This is a genomic window from Ottowia flava, assembly GCF_008017535.1.
In the GTDB taxonomy this organism is placed as follows: domain Bacteria; phylum Pseudomonadota; class Gammaproteobacteria; order Burkholderiales; family Burkholderiaceae_C; genus Ottowia; species Ottowia flava.
The window spans coordinates 170552-189256 of record NZ_VRUA01000004.1; the positions used below are offsets into that span (position 1 = coordinate 170552).

The window sequence follows — 18705 nt, forward strand, 5'->3', positions numbered from 1 at the left end:
AAAACGGGCGGATTATGCGTTGCGCACTGCAGCATGCCGATAGGGGTTTTCACTCGTCAAATCAACCGCTTGCAACGGGAACTTCCCACACCGCCGACGTGGGGATGCGAAAGCTGACGCCGGTCTTGCAACAGACGCAGCCATCGATTTTCTTCTGTGCTCCATGCCCCCGACCGTGTCACCAAGCGCCCCAGCGTGAAGTCGTCGACGACAGACCAACACACTGCCTGGGCGCACACAGCAAATGCTTCATTTTTCATAGCATTCAGCGCTTTCTACAGGCCGCACAGACGCTAAAAATGCTTCAAAATGTTGGTTACCGATCACGCATCGGATCGTCCGCTGACTGGCCGTCTGCAAGGGCTGGCGCAGTCGCTGCGGTGTGCGCATCTGACGCGTTCCATGTGGAAGGCACCTCGGTCGGCGAGGGCGGCGCGGCGATCGGCGCTGGGGCCTGCTTCGGCGTCACCGGCGTGGCGCTGCGCGCTGGCGATCCACCCTGCCGCTGCAACTGGCGCGCCACTTCGGCCGCCGATGCCGGCGCGTTGCTCTTGCGGTGCGCCGATCCGTCGCGCAGGTCGCGCGGCGCCTCGCTCTCTGATGGCTGCTGGGGAGCAAAGCTGTGTGCGCTGGCCAGCGGCCAGTACAGCCGGAACACGTTGGGCAGGTGCGCAAGATCGGCCAGGATGGCGCCGGGCGCTACCTGCGGCATGAGCGATGACAGCAGCCGCACCTCGGCGTCGTCGATGCGGCGCACGATGTGGTGGGTGGTCACTTCGTCGGTGTGCTTGAGCCCAGCCGCCTGCAGCAGTTCCTTGAGCGCGTGCATCGTGTTGGCGTGGTACTGCGCTACGCGCGGCGCCTTGTCCGCGACCACCAACGCGCGCTGGCGCATCGGGTCCTGCGTGGTCACGCCGGTAGGACAGCGTCCGGTGTGGCAGGTCTGCGCCTGCAGGCAACCCACGGCCATCATGAAGGCGCGGCCCGAATTGCACCAATCGGCTCCCAGCGCCAGCATGCGCGCGATGTCAAAGGAGTTGGTGACCTTGCCCGCGCAGCCCACCCTGATGCGCTCGCGCAAGCCCACGCCGACCAGCGTGTTGTGCACCAGACGCAGCCCTTCCTGAAGCGGCGTACCCACGTGGTCGGTGAATTCCACCGGCGCCGCTCCGGTGCCGCCTTCTGCGCCATCGACAACGATGAAGTCGGGCGTGATGTCGGTTTCGAGCATGGCCTTGACGATGGCAAACCATTCCCAGGGGTGGCCAATGCAGAGCTTGAAACCGGTGGGCTTGCCGCCTGAGAGGTCACGCAGTCGGGCCACAAATTGCATCAACTCGACAGGCGTCGTGAACGCGCTGTGCGCCGAGGGCGAGATGCAGTCCACCCCCACCGGCACACCGCGCGCCGCCGCGATCTCGGGCGTGACCTTGGCCCCCGGTAACACGCCGCCATGGCCCGGCTTGGCGCCCTGGCTGAGCTTGATTTCGACCATCTTCACCTGCGCGTCGCGCGCCTGTTCGGCAAAGCGCTCGGGGCTGAACGTGCCATCCGGGTTGCGGCAGCCGAAGTAGCCCGACCCAATCTCCCAGATCAGATCCCCGCCGTGCACGCGGTGGTACTGCGAAATGCTGCCCTCGCCCGTATCGTGCGCAAAGCCGCCGATCTTGGCGCCCTGATTCAAGGCCAGGATGGCATTGGCCGACAGCGCGCCGAAGCTCATGGCAGAGATGTTGAACACGCTGGTGCTGTAAGGCTGCGTGCACGGGGCAACCCCCTCGCGCGCACCGCCCGGCTGGCCGCCGATCCAGATGCGGAAATCGTGCGATTCGATGCGTGTCGGGTGCAGCGAATGGTTGACCCATTCGTAGCCCTCGGCGCCCACATCCAGTTGCGTGCCGAAGGGCCGGTTGTCCGGGTCGCCCTTGGCGCGCTGGTAGACGATGGAGCGCTGCGCGCGCGAGAACGGTTGCGCCTCGGTGTCGCTTTCGATGAAGTACTGGCGGATTTCGGGCCGAATGAACTCGAGCGCGAAGCGCAGATGCCCCAGGATCGGGTAGTTGCGCAGGATGGCGTGGCGCGTCTGCTGAAGGTCGTAAATGCCGACACCGATCAACGCCAGCGCCAGCAGGAACCACAGCAGCCCGGTGCCGAACGCGATCATGGAAAACAGGCTCAGCACGGCCACCAGCGCGCACAAGGCCAGCGTGCTGTAGCGCACGGTGTTGGTGAAGGTGATGTTGGGCGTCACAGGCGCTCCAAGGTTGGCTGGATAGCAGGACAGGTGGGAACCGCTTTTCAGGGCCCGGTGATGACGCGCCAGAAGAACCGATGCCGACCCGGGCGCCGACGCATCTTACCTACCGCGTGTGACGCTGCCGCCAAGCATCCCGCGCACTGGATGAATCGACATACCGCATTTGTGGGATAGGCGCCGTTGCGTAGGCGTGGCCGAATACCCCAGAGAGACATTGTGTCGCTCTCAGGAACTTTTACTTGCAACTCGCCGGGAGATATTTCATACCCAAGCCCGCCCTCCACCATCTGCTGTCACTCACTGCCGCCGCCGCACTTGGCCTGAGCGCCTGCGGTGGCGGCGACGACAACGACGACCCGTCGCCGCCCCCCGCCCCGGAAGCCAACACGCTGACCGGTCAAGTCGCCCGCTCCGGCGCGCTCAAGAACGTCGTGGTCTGTCTTGATTTGAACGCCAACAAGGCGTGCGACGCCGACGAACCAGCTTCTGGCCCGACCGGCGCGGACGGCAAGTACACGGTCAAGTACGACCCGACCAAGGTCACGCCAACCGCCCTGACTGCCGCCGCTTTGATTGCCCAGGTCAAGGCCGGTGACGCAGCGGCTGCTACCACGGCCATCGACGCTGACTTTCCTACCGCAGCGGCCACCACCGCGGACTACGTTTTGACGCGTCCCGCCGGCACCGGCGGCGCGATCAACCCGCTGACCACGCTGGTGACTGTGGGCATGGCCGGCGGCATGACCGAAGCCGTGGCGCGCGAGAACGTGGCCATTCAGCTGGGCATTGCCGTCGCCAAGATCGACAACTATCAGGACGATCCGCCTCAGGATCCCAACAAGGTGCAGGACACCGCGAGGTTGGCCGCGGCCTTCACCTCGTCAGCCATCCGCGTCAAAGCACCCTTGCGAGTCGCGGATCAAAAAGCCGCCGCGTCGGAGTCGCTCGGCGATTTGACGTCGCTGGTTTACACGGACGCAGCCAATTACGCCTACAGCCAAAATCTCGATCTGCAAAAGACTGTCAACACGACCGAAACCCGGTCTCGCACCTTGTACAAGTGGGTCAAAGCGGGTGCGCTCAATTCGGACCCGTTTGACACGGCCTACCTCACAGCCACCGGGTGGACCATTTGCCGTACCAACGTTCCGTTTGTGGGAACGGCGGGGAACCCCAACAGAGGCACCAACTGTGGCGCAGACACATCCATGACCTTTCGGATGAATCCGACCGACTTGGGGGGCAAGGTCATGAAGAATGTGGTCACTGAGATGGCCAGCGGTCTGGGCAACACCATCAACGTTGGCGCCGGCTCCGCTTCAGCCTTGGCCAGCGCGGTTGGAGAGGCCCAGTTTCCTGCCGCAAGCACTTCAACCCTGCGCATCAGGATGAAGCTCAATACCCCCGTCTACACCGTTTTCGGCAATGGCTTCGACCGCAAGACCGCAACGCAGCTGGAACAGCTCATCCCCATCCGGCAAGCCAGCACGGTCAATCTTTCCACCGGTAGCGGCATGCTCAGCCTCGGCGCCTTGGAAAACGACAAACGCAACCTGCGCGTCTCGTTTACGAGCACCGCCACAGCAGCGACCGGGCCGGTGCAGTACTACGGTTGCGATTTGACCGACGGAGTGAATCCGTCCAACTGCACGGTACTCAATACGGGCACCTACACGATTTCGACTGAAAACGGTGTGCGGCTCATGCGCTTCGAAGGTCACCCCGTGACGTTCATGAACCACATCCGCGGCTACACCGAATTCGACTGGGGCAATGGCGACAAGCAGATTTTCGGGTTCCGCCAACTCAAGCCGTCACAAAACGCGCGAACGTCTTACGCGAACCGCATCAACGCCACGGGGTGGGCAGCCATGGCAGCGCAGCTGGGTATCTGACAAATCACCTGAGACCGACGTTGTCCCCGTGGGGCGCGCCCGTCCACCCCAATCGCCCGGCAAACCACGCTTTCCAACTGGAATGGAGACTCACATGACGTACCGTTTTTCTTACCCATTGGCCGCCCTCGCCGTGGTGCTCGTTTCGGCTTGCGCATCGACGCCGCCCGCGTCTGATTTCCCTGCCGGCGTACGCACGCCGACGAAGGCCGAAGTCGCCAACGCGGTCAAAGGCAAGTCGTTCAACTTCGCCACCGGCAACATCCGCACCGACTACGGCGCTGCAAGCAACGACGTCACGGCCTACTTTTCAGGCCGGTCAGAAAAAGGCACCTGGCGTGCCGAGGACGGCCGCATCTGCTTCGAGTTCAAGACCATCGCGTCGACCTGCAACGAAGTGCGACTGCTCGGCAGCGACATTTACCTGAAGCGCGACAACGGCCAGGTCACGCAGCTGGTGCCACGGACGTAGCCTGAGTCAGGCCGTGGGCTGCCCGGCGCAGCGGAGCAGCCCGGCCAGCGCATGGCACACGGTCTGCGCGCGCACGGCGGCGCGGTCGCCGTCGAAGCGGACGCATTCACTCTCGGTCCGATCGGCGACACACCAGCCGAACCACACGGTGCCCACCGGCTTGTCGGCGCTGCCGCCGCCCGGGCCGGCCACGCCGGTCACGGCAACCGCCGTCTGGGCGCGCGAATGGCGCACGGCGCCCTCAGCCATGGCCCGCACGACCGCCTCACTCACCGCGCCGTGGCGCGCAATCAGCTCGGCGGGCACCCCCAGCAACTCGGTCTTGGCGGCGTTGCTGTAGCTGACGAAGCCGCGCTCAAACCAGTCGCTGCTGCCCGCCAGGTCGGTGCAGGCGCCCGCGATCAGGCCACCGGTGCAGCTCTCGGCCGTGGCGAGCATCCAGCCGGCGGCGCGCAGGCGTTCGGCCAGCTTCAGGACCAAATCGGCCTGCAATGACCGCCCACCGGGCGCAGCCAGCTCTTGTTTTGAGAGCGATGGTTTCACCATGCGCGCCACACTGCGATCACGAACAGCGTGCAGAACGCCGCCACCAGGTCGTCCAAAACAATGCCCCAGCCCCCCTTCCAGCCGCGCGCGCCGTGCAGCAGGCGATCGGCCCAGCCCACGGGGCCGGGCTTGGCCGCGTCGAAGTAGCGAAAAAGCGCGAACGCGGCGCATTGCGCGCCGAACGAGGCCGGCGAAATCAGCCACAGCACGATCCAGAAAGCCACCACTTCGTCCACGACGATCGCCCCCGGATCGGCGGTGCGCAGGTGTCGCGCAGTCACCGTGGCCGCCCACCATGCCAAGGGCACGCCGAGCGCAACAACCACCGCCTGCGCCGTGGGACTGAGGCCGCTCAGGAGCAGCGCCCACACCAGCCAAGCCCAGAGCGTGCCCACCGTGCCCGCCGCGAAGGGCGACAGCCCCGCGCCGAACGCGAGCGCGATCCAATGCGCCGGGTGCGCACGCATGAAGCGCGCCGACGGCCGCACGCTGGCTGCGGGCGATGGCCCACCAGGGTCGCCCATCGGTTCCAGCACGGCGGGTTGCGTGGGTGACGGGGCGCTCGCAGGCTCAGGCGGCAGGGGGCGTGAGGTCACGTCCTGCACGTCATCGCGCGGGGTGTTGGCCAGGCTCATGCTGCCCCCCCCGCGGCAACGCACAGGAGAGCAAGGCCAGGGCAGGAAATCAACATGCGGCGCATTCCAGACGGTGAGCCCCGCATTGTGCCGAACGCTCATGGCGTGCTGGCAAGACGGAACGCGCGCCTCAGAAACAAATGTTTTTGGTCATTCGCCTTACAGCCACCTGCGCTAACAGCTATTCAATCAATAGCAATCATCGCGCATCACCTACCCGCCACGGCGCCAGACCGGCGTCGATCAACCCCGCTTTTCCAGGATCGGCCCGTCCAGCTCGTTCGCGCGCTGGGCCGCGGGGCGGTTGCGGTGCAGTTCGACAAAGCGGATGAAGGCCGGGCGCGGCTCCAGCAGCTTGAACTGCAGATACCAGCCGATGCAGGACGACACCAGCAGGTCGGCGGCGGTGAAGGTGTCGCCGGCCAGGTGGTCGCGGTCTTTCACGGCGCCTTCCAGTGCATTGACCAGATCCGCTTCGGTGCCGAAGCCAGCCAGCCATGCCCGGCTCGGGCAGCGCGCCGCCGGTGGTCTTGGCGACCATCAGTTGCTCCAGCGGGCCCATGAAGCTGATCCAGCGGTAGTACGGCCCGCGCGCGTGGCTGCCGACGGGGGGCGCCAGCTTCTTCTCGGGCACCAGGTCGGCCAGGTACATGCAGATCGCCGCGTTTTCGGTGACCACAGTGTCGCCGTGCTTGAGCGCCGGCACCTTGCCCATGGGGTTGATCGCCAGGAATCCCGGCGCTTTCATCGTGGTGCCGTACTCCAGCACCTGGGTCTCGTAAGGCAGGCCGGTTTCCTCCAGCATCCAGCGCGCGACGCGGGCGCGGGACATGGGGTTGGTGTAGAAGGTCAGGGTGTCGCTCATGGTCGTCCTTGGTGGTGAAGTCAAACAAGACAGCGCCAGTGTGCGGGCGCTCCGTGTCAACTTCTGTCAGCAGCGGTTTCCAGCTGCGGGTGCTCGGCGTGCATGTGCGCGCGCCAACGGCGGATCAGCGCATGGCGGCGCTCGGGGTAGCGCGCCCCGGTGTCGGCCAGGTCGACCACGCGGTCGGCGCGGAAATGGCGAAAACCCTGGCGCAACTCGCACCACGCTGCGATGAGGCGCGCGTGGTCGAAAAAGGCCATGGCGAAAGGCCAGACGCGTCGGCGCGTGGCGGCGCCCGATTCGTCGCGGTAGTCCAGCCACAGCGCGTGCTCGGCGCGGATCGCCTGGCGCAGCGCCGGCAGCCAGGGCGCCGCGGGCACCGCGTGAGCCCGTCGCGGCACGAACAGGCCGCTGGTTTCCACCCCCAGGCGCAGCGCCGTCGGCAGCGTGGCGCCGATGCGGTTCATCACGCCTTGCGCGGCGCGCGCCAGTTCGGGGTCGGCCGCCTGGCTGGCGACCCAGCGCGCGCCCAGCACCAGGGCCTCCAGCTCGTCTTCGCTGAACATCAGCGGCGGCAGCGTGAAGCCCGGCCGCAGCACGTAGCCGACGCCCGGATCGCCCTCGATCAGCGCACCCTGTTCGCGCAGCGTGGCGATGTCGCGGTACAGCGTGCGCAGGCTGATACCGGCCTGCTCCGCCAGCACGGCTCCCGGCACCGGCTGACGGCGCGCGCGCAGGTGTTCGAGCAGTTGCAGCAGGCGGGCGGCGCGAGACATGGGCCGCAGTGTAGGCGCGTGGCGGCGAACGGCGCGACCTTGTCTGGCGCCGTTGCGCGGCGTGCCAGCGTGCAGCGTTCACGGCGATGCTGGCACCATCCATTGCTTCGACATTGATAGCTGTTCGCGCAGATGTAGCCAGGGCTGACGGGCGTTTTGACCTGAAGCCCAGGTCATCAACCGCTACCGGCGCCGCGCCTGGCAGTGCATGCCTGCCCCATCGCGGCTCAGGTGCCGCCGCCGGCTGCCATCAGCTGCCGCTGCAGGCGCGACTGCAGCGCCGGATCCAGTTGCAGGCGCTTGGCCAGCTCGTCGAGGTAGGCGCGTTCCATGAAGCCCTGCTCGTCGGCCACCAGCAGGCTGGCCAGGTACATCTCGGCCGCCAGTTCGGGCGTGGTGGCCGCGCGGGCGACTTCGGCGGGGTCGAGCGGCTTTTCCAGCTCGGCGCGCAGCCACTGTTGCACGTCGGTCGGCAAGCCTTGGCGGGCGACTTCGCCTTCGATCAGTTCGCGCTCACGCGCGTCAATGTGGCCGTCGGCCTTGGCGGCGGCGACGATGGCCTGCAGGATGGCGGCGCTGTGCGCGTCGGCTTGCGGCGCGGGCAGGCGGTCCACGGTCTGCGGCGTCGCCGGCACCGGCTGGGCTGAGGGCGCCTGGCCGGCCGTGCCTTGCTGCTGGCGCTGGTACTCGCCGTAGGTGTTGTAGACCATCATGCCCAGCGCGGCCAAGCCGCCATAGCCGGCCAGTTTGCGCGCTTTCTTGTTCTTGCCCAGCAGCAGGCCGAGTGCGCCGCCCGTGAGCGTGCCGCGCCCGAAGTCGCTGTTGATTGCGCCGCCGATCCCGCTGCCGCGGTTGGTCTGGTTGGCGCCGCTGACGGTGGCGCCGGCGGATTTGAGCAGGTGGTCGAGAAAGCCGGTGAGCTGGTTCATGGGCAGGTGCAGATCGGGAGTGGAAACCTTGCACATGGCGCCCGCCGTGCCGATCTCAACCGGCGGTTCGCAGCGCGGCGATCACCTTATCGCTTCTTTTTTTATAGCTTTTCGTGCACGTGTCTGTAGGGCTACAGGCCGATTTTCTTTCAATTCAGCGCTCGGAAAAAATGCAAGCGAATGCGTCGCCAGCGCGTGCTTCTCTCACTGGCCGACGATCCAGCGCGCGGCCTTCTCGGCCATTGCTGCCGCAGCACCGACGCTTTCAAGGCCGCGAACTGGTTGGAGATCGCCGTGGTGAATTGCGCCCGGCAATCCTGCTGCTGCTCGTGCCCGCCTACGGCGTGCTGATGGCCATCGCCATCACTTACGCCGGTTCACGCCGTGGCGGGCGTTAACGGGTAGGACTTGACCAGCGCGGCGGACTGAGGCGGCCAGCGAAGACACGCGTTAGGCCAAATTTCCTCAATGAAGAAATTATTCCGCACAATTAGAAATGAGACTTATTCTCGTTTATAGTGGCGCCGCAGTTTTGACCGCCTTGTTAGGAATCACCCATGTCCGTGCCGTTGCGTACCGCCGCCCCGTATTCCTTGTTCTTTCTCGCGCTGACAAGCGCCCATGCCCAGAGCGTCAGCGACACCGTCCCCACGCTGGACGAAGTGGTTGTCACCGGCGAAAAGGTCGAGCGCAAGCTGCGCCACACGGCGGCAGCGGTGACGGTGAAATCGGCCACCGAGCTGGAGAACGAAGTTCATCGCGCCTCGGTAACTGAATCGTTGGCCGACGTGCCCAATGTGGTGTTCCCCGACACAGTGAGTGCGCCGGTGATTCGCGGGCAGGATACGCAGGGGCCGAACTTCGGTGCTTCAGCCTTCCTGGGCGGCACGCTGCCGCGCGCCAGCATCAACGTCGATGGTCACTACCTGGGCCACAACGAGATGGTGTTCGGCTCGTATTCGTTCTGGGATCTGGACAGCATCGAGGTGTTCCGCGGGCCACAAACCACCTCACAGGGCGCCAACAGCATCGCGGGTGCGATGATCGTCAAGACCAAGGACCCGACTTTCCACCGCGAGGGCGCGGCGCAACTGGAGGCGGGCAGCCTGAACATGCGGCGCGCATCGGCCATGTTCTCCACGCCGTTGATCGAGGACGAACTGGCGCTGCGGCTGGCGGCTGATCGCTTCTCGCGGGACACTTTCATCGACTACGTGAGCCCCCGGTTCGTCAAGGGCGCTAGCGACCAGGACTTCATGAGCATGAACCTGCGCGGCAAGCTGCTGTGGCAGCCCAAGTCGCTGCCAGGCCTCAAGGCCAAGTTGACCTTCTCGCACAGCAAATCCAACCGACCCACGTCGGAGACGGCCTCACCGCCCTATGAAGACAACAACAACGCCACCGCGTCGATGCCCAGCTTCGACCAGAAGGCGAATACCGTCGTGGGCGACGTGACCTACCAGATCAACGGCGGCGTACAGTTCATCAACCGCATGGAGTTCACCAAGCTGGACGTGCACCGCGTAAGCGAGCCAGCCGCCAACGGCAATGCCGACATTTATCAGAAGAACTTCTCGAACGATGCGCGCTTCGTTTTCAGAAACGGCGATTCGCCGTGGAGTGGCGTGGCCGGGATGTTCGTGAGCCGCGTCGCCGGCGACGACACGCTGAACAACCGGGGCATTTCGTCTTTCGACGACGTGAAGAAAAGCCAGGGCGTCTATGGCGAGCTCACACGCCGCCTAGGCGAGCGCTGGCACCTCACGGGCGGGCTGCGCTACCAGCGCGACGAGGTGCAGCGCAGCGGGACGACGCCATATGCGCGCACGGCGCTGGACTATGGCCAAACTTTCCATTCATGGCTGCCCAAGCTGTCGCTGGCCTATGACGTGAACCGTGAATGGACGGTGGGCGGCCTCGTCAGCAAGGGCTACAACCCCGGCGGCACGGGCCTGAGCTTCGCCAACGCAGCTTATATGCCGTTCAAGCCCGAAACAGTGATGAACTACGAGCTGTTCACGCGCGGTACGTTGATGGACGGGCGCATGAGCCTGGAAGCCAATGTGTTCTACGCAGACATCAAGAACTCGCAGCGCCTGCAGCCGGACTACTTGAACGGGTTGCTGTACGGCATGGTGGTGGTCAACGCCGACAAGGCGCGCGCCATGGGCGCGGAGATCAGCACCAGTTGGCGTGCGACCCGCGCCTTGCGCCTGCGCGGTAGCCTGGGCCTGCTCGATACCGAGATCAAGAGCGGCGTACACGCGGGCAACCAGTTCGCCAAGTCGCCCAAGCACACGCTTTCAGTGGGCGTGGACTGGCTGGCCGGCCCGGGCCTCAAGGTCAGCGCCGACCTGCGCCACGTCGGCAGCACGAAGTCGGACGACGCCAACGCACCGGCCTACCGCGTCGGCTCCTATACGCTGGTCAACGCCCGCCTCAGCTACGCACCGGCATCCTGGCGCACCGTGGAGCTGTTCGCGTTCGTCAACAACCTGTTCGACGCGCGCCGCCCGACCTGGAAATACGACGACCGCAGCGTGGGCGGCATCGTCGCCTCCATGGTGGCGCCGCGCCACTTCGGCGTCGGCGTGAGGGCGAGCTTCTGAGCATGGCGGATCAGGCAGGCCTGCTGACCTGCCAGGGGTTGTCGGTGCACTACGGCACTCGCCTGGTGCTGGATGGTGTATCCGTCGCCTTCGCGTCGGGGCGGCTGACGGCACTGATGGGACCCAATGGCTGCGGCAAATCAACACTGCTCAAGGCCGTGATGGGTATCGTGCGAAGCCAGGGCATTGTGACGCTGGGTGGCGCGCCGGTGCGCAGCATACCGCGCCGTGCGCTGGCCACGCGCATAGCCTGGCTGCCCCAGGATAACCACTGCCCCGACTACCTGACGCTGGCCGAGTTGGTGGCGCTGGGCGGCTACGCGCGCGAGCGCTTTCTGCGCGGCACGAGCGATGCGGACCAGCGGCGCTTTGCGCAGGCACTGCGCACCGTAGGCCTGTTCGATCAGGCGCGCCAGCAGGTGAACACCTTGTCCGGCGGCCAGCGCCAGCGTGCCTGGATCGCCATGATCCTGGCGCAAGACACGGGCGTGGTGCTGCTGGATGAGCCGGTCAACCACCTCGACCTGCGATACCAATACGCGGTGCTGGAGCTGATCCACGCCCTGGCCGCGCAGCACGGCAAAACAGTGGTCTGCGTGCTGCACGATTTGAACCTAGCCGCCGCCTTTGCCGACGACGTGGTGCTGATGCAAAGCGGTGTGGTGTTCGCCCAGGGCGCAACCCGGTCCGTGCTGACGCAGGCAAACGTGCAGGCGGTGTTCGACCAGCCGGTGGACATGCTGGAATGGAACGGGCGGCAAGTCTGCGTGCCCCGGCGCTGCGCATGAGGGCAAGGCTGCTTTTTGCCTGCGCCCTGGCAGGCGCGCTAGCGCTGGCGGGCGCAATGCTGCTGAGCCTGATGCTGGGCGCCACGCACTACGGCTGGCGCCAGGTGGCAGCGGCGCTGCTGGCTTTTGACGATGCTGACTACGACCAGTCCGTGATCGTGCTGCAACGCCTGCCGCGCGCGCTGATGGCGATGTTCGCGGGCGCGGCCACCGCCTGCGCGGGCGCGGTGCTGCAAGCCATGCTGCGCAACCCGCTGGCCTCGCCGTCGCTGCTGGGCGTGAGCTCGGGCGCAGCCATGTGCGTGCTTCTCGTGGCCGCCGCGCTGCCCGGAGCCATCGACTGGCAGGGGCTGGCCGCCATGGCGGGTGGCTGTCTGGGCTTGTTGGCCAGCATGGCCGTGGCGCGTTGGGTGGGCAGCGTGGATGGAAACGGGCGTGGCCTGTCGCTGGTGCTGGCCGGGGCGCTGGTGTCCATGTTCTGCACCGCCATCGCCAATGCGCTGATGCTGACCGACCCGCAACGGCGCGACGCCTTTATGCACTGGCTGCTGGGCAACATCAATCATGTCTATGCCGATCGGCTGGCACAGTTCTGGCCGTTGGGCTGCGCGGGCATGATGCTGCTGCTGGTGCTGGCGCGGCCGCTGACACTGTTGTCTCTAGGTGAAGATAAGGCCGCCGCCGCAGGTGTGAACGTGCCGCTGCTCTCACGCTTGGCGCTACTGGGCGTGGCGCTGGCGTGCAGCGCAGCGGTGGCAGTGTGCGGACCGCTGGGTTTTGTCGGGCTGGCCGTGCCGCACATGGTGAGGCCCGTGATGGGCGCGGCGCTTACCCGGCTGCTGCCGGGCTGCATGCTGTCCGGGGCGCTGGTGTGCCTGCTGGCCGACATGGCGGCGCGCACCGTATTTGCACCCCATGCGCTGCATACCGGGGTGCTGCTCGAGCTGTGCGGCGGGCTCGCCTTCATCGCCATCGTGAGGCGCATTTATGTGGCGCGACCCGCTTAGTCTGGATGGCCGTCGCGCGCTGCGCCTACCCGGCGACCTGCGGCTAGCGATGCACAACTTAGCGGCGGCGGGCGCGCTGCTGCTGGCGCTGACTGCGGCGGTGGGTGTGTCGCTGGCAACGGGCGTGACCGAGATCGAATGGGCCAGCGTCTGGCGCGCCGGGCCGGATGGCTCTGATGCACAGGCGTTCGCGCTGTGGCAGGTAAGGCTGCCGCGCGTGCTACTGGCGGTCATGGCGGGCTGGTGCCTGGCCGTGACAGGGGCGGCGCTGCAATCGACAGCGCGCAACCCGTTGGCCGACCCCGGCCTGCTGGGCATCAGCCAGGGGGCGGCCGTGGCGATTTTACTGACCATGGTGACCGCGCCGGCGTGGGCCGCAGGAATGGGTCTTTCAGCGGCGGCCATGGGCGGCGCACTGGCGGCGGCGCTGGCGCTAGCGGCGCTCACGCGTGGCAGTTCGGCAGGCGGGCTGGTACTGGTGCTGATGGGCATTGCGCTGGAGAGTGCGCTGTCGGCCGTCACCGGCATCCTGCTGCTGTATGCGCCGGCGGAGGCATCGCTGTCGCTGTCGCGCTGGATGGCGGGCTCGCTCGACCAAGCCAACAGCCGCACCGCGCTGGCACTGCTGCCCTGGGTGCTGGCCAGCCTGCTGGCCTTGCCCGCGCTGGGCCGCCGGCTGCGCAGCCACGAGCTCGGCGACGCGCTGGCGCAGGCGCTGGGCGAGGACGTGCGCCGCTCGCGCACAGCGGTGCTGCTGGCGGCCGTGCTGCTCACCGCCGTGACGCTGCCCGCCGTGGGGCCGCTGATGTTCCTGGGCATCATGGCACCGCACGTGGCCGGGGCGCTGTCGCCCGCCACCGGCGGCATGCGGCTGCTGTTATCGGGGCTGATGGGGGCGCTGCTGCTGGTGGGCGCGGATTGCCTGACCCGCGCCGCCGTGTCCGCTGGCACGCTGCCCGTGGGCCTGAGCCTGGCGCTGATCGGCGTGCCCTTGTTTTTATTGGTGCTGCGCCTGCGCAAACTGCGCAGCGCACGCATGTCTTGATGGAGATGAAATGCGATTTCTGTGGTTGATGGCGGGCCTGCTGTTTTCGGCGCTGGCCTGGGCGCAGCCGGTGCGCGAGGTCAAGGACGACACCGGGCGCACGCTGCAAATCCCCGCGCAGCCGCAGCGCGTGCTGGTGCTGCACGAGGCGCTGCTGGGCGTGCCGCTGCTGGAGCTGGGCGTGAACGTGGTCGGCGCCTATGGCCGCGACGACGCGGGCCGCAGTCTGATGGGGGTGGACGCCATCCGCAACGTGCTGGGCGAGCGCCCTGGCGCGACCCAGGTGCGCGGCATTGGCGCGGTGGGTAGCATCGACCTGGAGCGGGTGCGCGCCCTGAAGCCCGACCTGATCATCGGCACCGAGCTGGACGCGGGCCACGTCGCCACCATGTCGGCCATCGCGCCCGTCTACTTGCAGCGCAGCGCGGCCGGCGCTGCCCAAGGCTTTGCCGCGCAGAAGGCGCTGGCTGCGCTGCTCGGGCGCGAGGCCGCCTACGCAGCGCTGCTGCGTGACTATCAAAGGCAGCTTGCCAGTGTGAAGGCGCAACTGCCGCCACCCGCGCAGCCTCCGGGCCGCTACCTGGCGATCTTTCTGCACGACCGTATCAACGTCGTCGGCACCATGTCGGGCATGGTGCAGGCCATCGAAGACCTGGGCCTGCGCCGCCAGCCGCTGTCCGATGGCAGCGTGCAGGCCACGGGCCAATCCACGCTGATGGAGCCGATCAGCACCGAGACCTTCGGCCGACTGAACCCAGACTTGCTGTTCGTCATGCGCACCTTCACCGCGCAGCCGCAGGGCGAGGCGGGCGTGGCCGCCGATCTGGACAAGCTCACGCCCGGCTGGCGGCGCTTTCTGCGCCCTGCGCGCCAGAGGCGCGTGGTGTATCTGGATTCCGTCAAGGTGACGACGCCGACCGTTGCCAGCGCGCGCCATACGCTCACCGCTATCGAGCAATGGTTGGACAAACGCCATGCGAAATGAACGCCTGCACATCGGCTTTTGCCTGTCGGCCACCTGGCTGCGCGGCCAGGCTGCAAGCCCTAGCGATGCAGGCCGCGACCTACCCTCCTGGTATGGTGAGCTCGCGTGCCGCGCGGAGACCGCGTGCCTCGACTTCGTCTTCAAGCCCGACGCTCTGTTCTTCCACCCAGCGATGTGCCGCGGTGCGCTGGCGCTCGATGGTGTCGATCCCACACTGCTGATGGCGGCGATCGCAGCGCAGACGCAGCGCATCGGCCTGGTCACCACGCTCTCGACCACCTTTGTGCCACCCTACGTCGCGGCGCGGCAGTTGATGTCGCTGCACTGGCTGAGCCAGGGACGGGCGGGCTGGAACATCGTCACCGCACTCGACGGCGCGGCGAATTTTGGCGCGCAGCCCATGCCCGATGCCGACAAGCGCTACCGCAAGGCCGCCGAGATGACGGCGCTGGTGCGCGCGCTGTGGCGCAGCTACCCGCACGAGGCCATCGCCAGTGGTGAAGGCATCCGCGCTGTCGATCACCAAGGTGCATTCTTCCAGTGCCAGGGGCCGCTCAATCTACCCGCGTACCCATTGAGCGAGCCGGTGCTGATGCAGGCAGGCGCATCGGACACGGGCCGCACCTTTGCCGCCAGCGTGGCCCAGGCCACTTTTGCCGCCACGCCCGACATGGAGGCTGGCATCGAGTTGTGCGCCGACCTGAAGCACCGCGCACGGCTGCAGGGCCGCGCGCCGGGTGACATCCGCGTGCTGCCGGGCCTGCATTTTTTTCTCGGCCGCACACGCGAGGAGGCACACGATCGGCACCGCAATGCCTTTGCCGGCATCGGCGTGGAGCAACGCCTGCAATCGCTGTACACCGCGGTGGGGCTGGACGCTCGCGCGCTGGCGCCGGATGCGCGTGTCGATGCCGCTTTGCTGCCGCCCGCCGGCACCCCGGTGCGCAGCCGCACCCACGCCCAACTGCTGCGCGCATTCATTGCGCGCGAGCGCCCCACGCTGCGCGAATTGCTGGAGCGGCCCGAGTTGGTCGGCTCGGCACACTGGGTGGCCGTGGGTACGGCGGAGGACGTGGCCGATGACGTTGCCGCCTGGTTCAATGCGCGGGCGATGGACGGTTTCGTCGCGCTCCCCGGCGGCGGCGCGCAATCGGTCGACCTGTTCTTTGCCGAGCTTGTGCCCGAGCTGGCGCGACGCGGCCTGCTGCGCCAGCGCTACAGCGGGCGCACACTGCGCGAGCACCTCATGGAGGACTGAAACGCCAGCCAGTTTGCGCGCAGATCTGCGCCGCCGCCTGCCGCAGCGCGTCGGCGTGGTTCTCGGTCTGCGCGGCTTCCACGGTCGATACCGTGGTAACCACGCAAACCAGCTCGCCCTGCGCATCAAAGATGGGGGCAGCCTTGCCGATCAGCGAGGTGAACAAGTGCTCCACACGCTCGGCAAAGCATGTGCTGCGCACCTGCTCCAGCGATTGTCCATCGCCGCGTGGGCGGCGAAAGGCTTCGGGCTGGCGCTGCCGAGCAGCTTCCACACGCTGCGCGGGCAGGAATGCCTGGAACACCTGCCCGCTGGCAGTGTTGTCGAGCGGTAGCACGTCGCCCAGCGTGACGGTGCTGATGACGAAGCGCGCACTGCGGTACCAGCGCACGATGACCGGACCAACGTCCGTCCAGATCACCACTCCGCAGCTCGCGGCAATGCGACCAGCCAGCGCCTTCATCAGGCTGGCGGCCACTTCCACCGGCTCGATCTGTCGCAGCGCCGACAGGCCGATGCTCAGGGCCGCGTGGCCCAGGCTATATCGGCCGCTTGCGCCGTCTTGCTGCACCAGCCCTTCCTTGTTCAGGCTTTGCAGATAGCGATGCGCCGTAGGCGCGCCGATGCGGCAGGCGCGTGCCAGCTCGGTCAGCGCCATCGGCCCGTCGGCGGCGGACAGCGCCTGCAAGACGCGCGCGGCGATTGAGACGGACTGGATCAGACCCGAGCGCTTGGGGTCGCCAGTGGCGCTGCGGGTTTTGGCGGAGGACGGAGGGAGCGCCATGCGATGGGAGGGTATTCTGCTAACGTTTTGATAGCTAATTACGATTTCCTGAAGCGCACCACAGGCCGATTTTCTCTATTGCTCAGCGTTCTGGAAAGGTGCCAGCGAATGCGTCGCCAGCGCGTGCTGCACTCAGCGGCCGACGATCCAGCGCGCCGCCTTCTCGGCCATCATCAGCGTCGGGCTGTTGGTGTTGCCGCTGGTGATGGTGGGCATGGCGCCAGCGTCGACGACGCGCAGCCCGGCAATGACGCCACCAGCGCCGTCGCGCGCCTGCAGGCGGGGGGTCAGCACCGCCATCGGGTCGTCGTCCCGGCCCATTTTGGTGGTGCCGACCGGGTGGAAGATGGTGCTGGCGATGTCGCCGGCCAGGCGCGCCAGTTCTTCGTCGGTCTGGTACTGCACGCCGGGTTTGAATTCTTCCGGCGCAAAGCGCGCCATGGCGGGCTGCGCCATGATGCGCCGCGTGACGCGCAGGCTGTCGGCGGCCACGCGTCGGTCTTCGTCCGTGGCCAGGTAGTTGGGGGCGATGGCGGGCGCGTCCTGGTAGCGCGCGCTCTTGATCTGCACGGTGCCGCGGCTGGTCGGGTTGAGGTTGCAGACGCTGGCCGTGATCGCCGGAAAGCTGTGCAGCGGCGAGCCGAAGGCGTCCAGGCTGAGCGGCTGCACGTGGTACTGGATATTGGGCCACTGCCGCTCGTCGGATGAACGCGTGAAGGCGCCGAGCTGGCTGGGCGCCATGCTCATGGGGCCGGTGCGGCGCAGCAGGTATTCCAGCCCGATGCTGGCTTTGCCCCAGGGCGTGGCGGCCAGGCGGTTGAGGGTGCGTGCGCCCTGCACCTTGTAGACGCTGCGAATCTGCAGGTGGTCCTGCAGGTTGGCGCCCACGCCGGGCACATCGGCCAGCACCTCGATACCGTGCTGCCGCAGCAGCGCAGCCGGGCCAATGCCCGACAGTTGCAGCAATTGCGGGCTGCCGATGCTGCCGCTGCTGAGCACGACTTCGCCGCCCGGCGCCAGGCGCGCCTGCAGGCGCTCCAGCCCGTCCCACACTTCGATGCCAGCGCAGCGCAGGGCGCCGCCATCGTGCGGATCGCGCTCGATCAGCAGGCGCGTGGCCTGGGCCATCGTCCAAAGCTCGAAGTTGGGGCGGCCGTAGCAGGTGGGGCGCAGAAAGGCCTTGGCGGTGTTCCAGCGCCAGCCGTTCTTCTGGTTGACCTCGAAATAGCCCACGCCTTCGTTGCTCCCGCGGTTGAAGTCGTCGGTGGCGGGGATGCCGGCTTCCACCGCCGCTTCAGCGAACGCGTCCAGCACTTCCCAGCGCAGACGCTGCTTGTCGACGCGCCATTCGCCGCCATGCCCGTGCAGGGCACTGAATTCAGGTGAAATCGGGCTCTGGCCCTTACCAGAACTGCGCGACGAGCTATCACCTTTGTAGTGATCTTCGTGCGCCTTGAAGTCGGGCAGGCAATTGTCCCAGCGCCAGGCGTCTTCGCCGGTGAGCGCCGCCCACTGGTCGTAGTCGCGCGACTGGCCGCGCATGTAGATCATGCCGTTGATGCTGCTGCAACCGCCCAGCGTCTTGCCACGGGGGTAGAGCAGGCTGCGCCCGTTCAGGCCGGCAGCGGGCTCGGTCTTGTAGCGCCAGTCGGCGCGTGGGTTGTCGATGCAGTAGAGGTAGCCCACCGGCACGTGGATCCAGTGGTAGTCGTCCTTGCGGCCGGCTTCGAGCAGCAGCACGCGCTTGGCCTTGTCGCGCGACAGGCGGTTGGCCAGCAGGCAGCCGGCGGTGCCGGCGCCCACCACGATGTAGTCGAACTCTTGCTCACTCATGAACGTTCCTGCGTTGGCGCG

General features: G+C 67.0%; 15 protein-coding genes and 1 pseudogene. 8 read left to right on the top strand and 8 right to left on the bottom strand.

Going from position 1 to position 18705, the window contains the following annotated elements:
- Window positions 1-529 precede the first annotated feature (529 nt).
- Window positions 530-2251 (bottom strand): annotated as a pseudogene (locus tag FVQ98_RS06915) (FMN-binding glutamate synthase family protein); the annotation flags it as partial.
- Window positions 2252-2496: 245 nt separating this feature from the next.
- Here FVQ98_RS06915 and FVQ98_RS06920 point away from each other — a divergent pair.
- Window positions 2497-4152 (top strand): hypothetical protein, encoded by a 1656-nt coding sequence (locus tag FVQ98_RS06920; protein ID WP_147912690.1) that lies wholly within the window; start codon window positions 2497-2499, stop codon window positions 4150-4152.
- A gap of 94 nt (window positions 4153-4246) precedes the next feature.
- A complete protein-coding gene (locus FVQ98_RS06925) occupies window positions 4247-4624 on the top strand; it encodes a hypothetical protein (protein WP_147912691.1) in 378 nt (125 codons plus the stop codon).
- A 6-nt stretch (window positions 4625-4630) separates the two neighbouring features.
- Here the strand turns inward: FVQ98_RS06925 and FVQ98_RS06930 are convergent, their stop codons facing one another.
- From FVQ98_RS06930 to FVQ98_RS06950, 5 genes are all read right to left on the bottom strand, one after another.
- Complete coding sequence (locus tag FVQ98_RS06930; protein WP_147912692.1) at window positions 4631-5170, bottom strand: CinA family protein; 540 nt, start codon at window positions 5168-5170, stop codon at window positions 4631-4633.
- Entirely contained in the window at window positions 5164-5694 is a 531-nt protein-coding gene (locus FVQ98_RS06935; RefSeq protein ID WP_147912769.1) for a phosphatidylglycerophosphatase A family protein, read from the bottom strand. The genes FVQ98_RS06930 and FVQ98_RS06935 overlap by 7 nt, the downstream gene beginning before the upstream one ends.
- A 310-nt stretch (window positions 5695-6004) precedes the next feature.
- Entirely contained in the window at window positions 6005-6670 is a 666-nt protein-coding gene (locus FVQ98_RS20390; RefSeq protein ID WP_458329479.1) for a glutathione S-transferase N-terminal domain-containing protein, read from the bottom strand.
- Window positions 6671-6726: 56 nt separating this feature from the next.
- Window positions 6727-7446 (bottom strand): helix-turn-helix transcriptional regulator, encoded by a 720-nt coding sequence (locus FVQ98_RS06945; protein WP_147912693.1) that lies wholly within the window; start codon window positions 7444-7446, stop codon window positions 6727-6729.
- Window positions 7447-7673: 227 nt separating this feature from the next.
- Entirely contained in the window at window positions 7674-8375 is a 702-nt protein-coding gene (locus FVQ98_RS06950) for a tellurite resistance TerB family protein (protein WP_147912770.1), read from the bottom strand.
- Window positions 8376-8932: 557 nt separating this feature from the next.
- On the opposite strand from FVQ98_RS06950, the gene FVQ98_RS06955 reads away from it, so the two are divergent.
- The 6 genes from FVQ98_RS06955 to FVQ98_RS06980 are packed head-to-tail and all read left to right on the top strand — an operon-like array spanning window position 8933 to window position 16067.
- Window positions 8933-10984, top strand: a complete 2052-nt coding sequence (locus FVQ98_RS06955; protein ID WP_147912694.1) for a TonB-dependent receptor — start codon at window positions 8933-8935, stop codon at window positions 10982-10984.
- 2 nt (window positions 10985-10986) lie between these two features.
- Window positions 10987-11772 (top strand): ABC transporter ATP-binding protein, encoded by a 786-nt coding sequence (locus FVQ98_RS06960; protein WP_147912695.1) that lies wholly within the window; start codon window positions 10987-10989, stop codon window positions 11770-11772.
- 56 nt (window positions 11773-11828) lie between these two features.
- Entirely contained in the window at window positions 11829-12779 is a 951-nt protein-coding gene (locus tag FVQ98_RS06965) for a FecCD family ABC transporter permease (RefSeq protein ID WP_222707576.1), read from the top strand.
- Window positions 12780-12828: 49 nt separating this feature from the next.
- Window positions 12829-13824 carry a FecCD family ABC transporter permease gene (locus FVQ98_RS06970; RefSeq protein WP_222707577.1) on the top strand — a complete coding sequence of 332 codons (996 nt, stop codon included), beginning with the start codon at window positions 12829-12831 and terminating at the stop codon, window positions 13822-13824.
- Window positions 13825-13834: 10 nt separating this feature from the next.
- Entirely contained in the window at window positions 13835-14809 is a 975-nt protein-coding gene (locus FVQ98_RS06975) for an ABC transporter substrate-binding protein (protein ID WP_147912698.1), read from the top strand.
- Window positions 14799-16067 carry an NtaA/DmoA family FMN-dependent monooxygenase gene (locus FVQ98_RS06980; RefSeq protein ID WP_147912699.1) on the top strand — a complete coding sequence of 423 codons (1269 nt, stop codon included), beginning with the start codon at window positions 14799-14801 and terminating at the stop codon, window positions 16065-16067. Before FVQ98_RS06975 ends, FVQ98_RS06980 begins: the two co-directional genes overlap by 11 nt.
- Here the strand turns inward: FVQ98_RS06980 and FVQ98_RS06985 are convergent.
- Window positions 16054-16851 (bottom strand): IclR family transcriptional regulator, encoded by a 798-nt coding sequence (locus FVQ98_RS06985; protein WP_147912700.1) that lies wholly within the window; start codon window positions 16849-16851, stop codon window positions 16054-16056. The genes FVQ98_RS06980 and FVQ98_RS06985 overlap by 14 nt on opposite strands.
- 132 nt (window positions 16852-16983) lie before the next feature.
- On the bottom strand, window positions 16984-18684 hold the full coding sequence (locus FVQ98_RS06990) for a GMC family oxidoreductase (protein ID WP_147912701.1): 1701 nt from the start codon (window positions 18682-18684) through the stop codon (window positions 16984-16986).
- Window positions 18685-18705: the final 21 nt, after the last annotated feature.